General features: G+C 71.8%; 5 protein-coding genes. 3 read left to right on the top strand and 2 right to left on the bottom strand.

Annotated elements, in window-relative coordinates; genetic code table 11:
- On the bottom strand, positions 1-248 hold a 248-nt coding region (locus EHS43_RS37630), incomplete at its 3' end, for a gamma-glutamyl-gamma-aminobutyrate hydrolase family protein (RefSeq protein ID WP_148104192.1).
- Between the two features lie 66 nt (positions 249-314).
- The gene (locus EHS43_RS37635; RefSeq protein WP_125195112.1) at positions 315-1,052 is read right to left on the bottom strand and encodes a FadR/GntR family transcriptional regulator; all 738 of its coding nucleotides are present in this window, start codon (positions 1,050-1,052) and stop codon (positions 315-317) included.
- A gap of 92 nt (positions 1,053-1,144) precedes the next feature.
- Between EHS43_RS37635 and EHS43_RS37640 the strand changes: the two genes are divergently transcribed.
- From EHS43_RS37640 to EHS43_RS37650, 3 genes are read left to right on the top strand one after another with little or no spacing between them, the layout of a single operon-like run.
- A complete protein-coding gene (locus EHS43_RS37640; RefSeq protein ID WP_125195113.1) occupies positions 1,145-2,503 on the top strand; it encodes a glutamine synthetase family protein in 1,359 nt (452 codons plus the stop codon).
- Positions 2,504-2,530: 27 nt separating this feature from the next.
- Positions 2,531-3,904, top strand: a complete 1,374-nt coding sequence (locus EHS43_RS37645; protein ID WP_125195114.1) for an aldehyde dehydrogenase — start codon at positions 2,531-2,533, stop codon at positions 3,902-3,904.
- Positions 3,901-4,701, top strand: coding sequence for a 3-oxoacyl-ACP reductase (locus tag EHS43_RS37650; protein WP_125195115.1), 801 nt, complete (start codon positions 3,901-3,903; stop codon positions 4,699-4,701). Before EHS43_RS37645 ends, EHS43_RS37650 begins: the two co-directional genes overlap by 4 nt.
- Positions 4,702-4,799 lie beyond the last annotated feature (98 nt).

Raw genomic sequence — 4,799 nt, forward strand, 5'->3', positions numbered from 1 at the left:
GGGGCGGCGCCGTAGTGGACCGGCTCCACGTCCGGTCCGCCCGCGATCACCAGGCCGTCCAGGCGGGCCACCGTCGCCGCCGCGTGCTCCGGAGCGTCCGGCGGGAGCATCGCGGCCAGTCCGCCCGCCCGCTGCACCAGCCGCGGATAGCCGGCCGGCAGCAGTGCCGCCTCCAGCTCCCAGGCACCCCAGCGCGCCCCGGCCTCCAGATACGTGCTGACGCCGATCAGCGGTCGTACGGTCGTCACTCGGCCCTCCCAGCCCTGTAATGGCCCACGGTCATACCTTTGCGGTTCGGGGCCCGGGAGGCAAGGTCACGCCAGAAACCCCCGCAGCAGCGCCGCCGTCCCCGCGCAGTGCTCCCGCATCATCTCCCGCGCCCCGTCCGCGTCCCCGTCCAGCACCGCCTCGACCAGCGCCGCGTGCTGCCGCTGCGAGTGCTCCAGGTTGCGGACCAGGAGCGGGATGCAGTCCAGGAGATCGTTCACCGAGGCCCGTACCGCCGCGTACTGCGCGGTCAGCGTGGGGGAGCCGCACAGTTCCGCGAGGGTCAGGTGCAGCAGTGTGTCCCGCCGCCGGTAGTCCGCCAGCGGAGCCTCCTGCGTGGCCGCTAGAGCCTCCCGCAGCCGCTGCGCCTGTTCGTCCGTGAGGCCGTGCGCCGCGCACAGACCCGCCGCTCCCACCTCCAGGACCTCCCGGAAGCGCAGCACGTCCTCGATGTCCACCTCGGATATCCGGCGCCGCAACTCCTCGCCGCCGACCGCGTTCTGCGTCCGGGGCAGCACGAACGTGCCCCCGTACCGCCCGCGCCGGGACTCCACCAGCCCCTGGTCCTGGAGCACCTTCAGGACCTCGCGCAGCGTCACCCGGCTGATCCCGAGCCGCTCCGCGAGCTCCCGCTCGGCCGGCAGCCGCCCGCCCCCCGGCACCAGCCCGAGCCGCACCACCTGGAGGATCTGCTCCAGCGCCTCCTCGAAGCCGTTGCCCGCCCTGACCGGCCGCAGCACCGGCGTCAACCGGTCGTCCGGCCCGCCGTCAGCGTCCACCGACATATGGCCGAGCCCCCTTCCCAAGCAATGGTCCAGAGCAATACCTTATGGCTCCCGGCCCGGTCGGAAAAACGCGCAGCCGAAGGAGCTCTCCCGTGGCAGACCGCACACCCCCGCTCAGCGTCGAGGAACTGCACGCCCTCGTCGCGAGCGGTGAGATCGACACTGTCGTCCTGGCCTTCCCCGACATGCAAGGACGGCTCCAGGGCAAGAGGTTCGCCGCCCGCTTCTTCCTCGACGAGGTACTCCACCACGGCACCGAGGGCTGCAACTACCTCCTCGCCGTCGACACCGAGATGAACACCGTCGACGGCTACGCGATGTCCTCCTGGGACCGCGGCTACGGCGACTTCGCCATGCACCCGGACCTGAGCACCCTGCGCCGCGTGCCCTGGAACGCCGGTACGGCCATGCTGATCGCCGATCTCGCCTGGAACGACGGCTCGCCGGTCGTCGCCGCGCCCCGCCAGATCCTGCGCCGCCAGCTGGAGCGGCTCGCCGAGCACGGCTTCACCGCCCAGGTCGGCACCGAGCTGGAGTTCATCGTCTTCAAGGACACCTACGAACAGGCCTGGGACGCCGACTACCGGGGACTGACACCGGCGAACCAGTACAACATCGACTACTCGGTGCTCGGCACCGGCCGCATCGAGCCGCTGCTGCGCCGGATCCGCAACGACATGACGGCCGCCGGTCTCACCGTCGAGTCCGCCAAGGGGGAGTGCAACCCCGGCCAGCACGAGATCGTGTTCAAGTACGACGAGGCCCTGACCACCTGCGACCAGCACGCCGTCTACAAGACCGGGGCCAAGGAGATCGCCGCCCAGGAGGGCGTCTCGCTCACCTTCATGGCCAAGTACGACGAGCGCGAGGGCAACTCCTGCCACATCCACCTCTCGCTCGCCGACGCCGCCGGCAACAACGCGATGGCGGGCCCGGACGGCATGTCGGACGTGATGCGGTACTTCCTCGCGGGCCAGCTCGCGGCCCTGCGGGACTTCTCGCTGCTCTACGCCCCCAACATCAACTCCTACAAGCGGTTCCAGCCGGGCTCCTTCGCCCCCACGGCCGTCGCCTGGGGCCACGACAACCGCACCTGCGCGCTGCGTGTCGTCGGCCACGGCCGCTCCCTGCGCTTCGAGAACCGGCTGCCCGGCGGCGACGTCAACCCGCACCTCGCGGTCGCCGGACTGGTGGCGGCCGGACTGTACGGCATCGAGCGGAAACTGGAGCTGCCCGAGGTCTGCACCGGCAACGCCTACACCGCCGGATACGACCAGGTCCCCACCACCCTGCGCGAGGCCGCGGAGCTCTGGGAGAACAGCCCCATCGCCAAGGCCGCCTTCGGCGACGAGGTCGTCGCGCACTACCGCAACATGGCCCGCGTCGAACTGGCAGCCTTCGACGCGGCGGTCACCGACTGGGAGCTGCGCCGCTCCTTCGAACGCCTGTGATCCCGAGTGTCTGTGAAAGGTCCTTCGTTGTCGTACGAGCATGAGCTGACCGTCCTCAACCCGGCCACCGAGGAGGTCGTCGCCACCGTCCCCGCCGCCGGCGCGGCCGACGTGGACGCGGCGGTCGCCAGGGCCGCCGCGGCACAGGTGAGGTGGGCCGCCGCGGCCCCCGCCGACCGGGCCCGCCTGCTGCGCCGGTTCGCCGACGTCGTCGACCGGCACGTGGAGGAACTGGCCGCACTGGAGGTCCGGGAGGCCGGTCACCTCCTCGGCAACGCCCGCTGGGAGGCCGGCAACGTCCGTGACCTGCTCGCCTATGCGGCCGGCGGCGTGGAACGGCTCAACGGCCGCCAGATCCCGGTCCCCGGCGGCCTCGACGTCACGATCCTCGAACCCCTCGGCGTGGTCGGCGTCATCGCGCCCTGGAACTTCCCCATGCCGATCGCCGCCTGGGGCACGGCACCAGCGCTCGCCGCCGGCAACGCCGTCGTCCTCAAGCCCGCCGAGACCACCCCCCTCACCGCCCTGCGCCTGGCCGAACTCGCCCTGGAGGCGGGGCTGCCGGAGGGTCTGTTCCAGGTGCTCCCGGGACACGGGCCGGTCACCGGGACCGCCCTCGTGGAACACCCCGGCGTCGCGAAGATCGTGTTCACCGGCTCCACCCGCACCGGCCGTGACGTCATGGAACGCTGCGCCCGCCAGGTCAAGCCCGTCACCCTCGAACTCGGCGGCAAGAGCCCCAACATCGTCTTCGCCGACGCGGACCTGCGCACCGCTGTCGACCCCTTCTCCTTCCTCGACAACTCCGGCCAGGACTGCTGCGCCCGCACCCGGATCCTGGTCCAGGAACCGGTGTACGAGGAGGTCCGGGAGCTGCTCGCGGAGGCTCTGAAGGCCGTCGTGGTGGGCGACCCGGCCGACGAGAAGACCCAGATGGGCCCGCTCATCTCCCGTCAGCAGCTGGACCGAGTACGGCAGTTGGTGCCCGAGGGCGCGCCCGGTCTGCGCGGCAGCGCGCCCGACGGGCCCGGGTTCTGGTTCGCGCCGACCGTCCTCACCGGCGAGGCGCCCGACTCCGAGGCGGCCCGCGAGGAGATCTTCGGCCCGGTCGCCGTCCTGCTGCCCTTCACCGACGAGGAGGACGCGATCCGGCTCGCCAACGACACCCCTTACGGCCTCTCCGGCTCCCTCTGGACCCGCGACATCGGCCGCGCCCTGCGCCTGTCCCGGGCCGTCAAGGCGGGCAACCTGTCCGTCAACTCCCACTCCAGCGTGCGCTACTGGACCCCCTTCGGCGGCTACAAGCAGTCCGGACTCGGCCGGGAACTCGGCCCGGACGCCCTGACCGCCTTCACCGAGACCAAGAACGTCTTCATCAGCACGGAAGGCCCTGCCCAGTGACCTCTTCCACCTCCGCGACCGAGCCGATCGTGTGCCGTCGCCTCGTCGGCCGTACGGCCGTCATCACCGGCGCCGGCAGCGGCATCGGTCTCGCCACCGCCCGCCGGCTCGCCTCCGAGGGCGCGCACGTCGTCTGCGCCGACGTCGACGAGACCCGCGGCAAGGCCGCCGCCGAGGACGTGGGCGGCCTCTTCGTGAAGGTCGACGTCACCGACCCGGAGCAGGTCGAGGCGCTGTTCAGGACCGCCTACGACACCTACGGCAGCGTCGACGTCGCCTTCAACAACGCGGGCATCTCCCCGCCCGACGACGACTCCATCCTGGAGACCGGGCTGGAGGCCTGGAAGCGGGTCCAGGAGGTCAACCTGACCTCCGTCTACCTGTGCTGCAAGGCCGCGATCCCCTACATGCGGCGGCAGGGCAAGGGGTCGATCATCAACACGGCGTCCTTCGTGGCGAGGATGGGCGCGGCCACCTCCCAGATCTCCTACACCGCCTCCAAGGGCGGCGTGCTCGCCATGTCCCGTGAACTGGGCGTGCAGTTCGCGCGGGAGGGCATCCGCGTCAACGCCCTCTGCCCCGGACCGGTCAACACCCCGCTGCTGCAGGAGCTGTTCGCCAAGGACCCGGAGCGGGCCGCCCGCCGCCTGGTGCACATCCCGGTCGGCCGGTTCGCCGAGGCCGAGGAGATCGCCGCCGCCGTCGCCTTCCTGGCCAGCGACGACTCCTCCTTCGTCAACGCCAGCGACTTCCTCGTCGACGGCGGCATCTCCGGCGCGTACGTCACACCGCTGTAGGTCGCATCCAGCGCGTCCCCGGGACCCCGGCCGGCCACGAGCGGCGGCGGGGCCTCGGGGCGGGCCTGAGCGGGGCCCTCACGGCTTCCCCGATCAGC

The sequence above is a fragment of the Streptomyces sp. RP5T genome, assembly GCF_003933965.1.
Classification (GTDB): Bacteria; Actinomycetota; Actinomycetes; order Streptomycetales; family Streptomycetaceae; genus Streptomyces.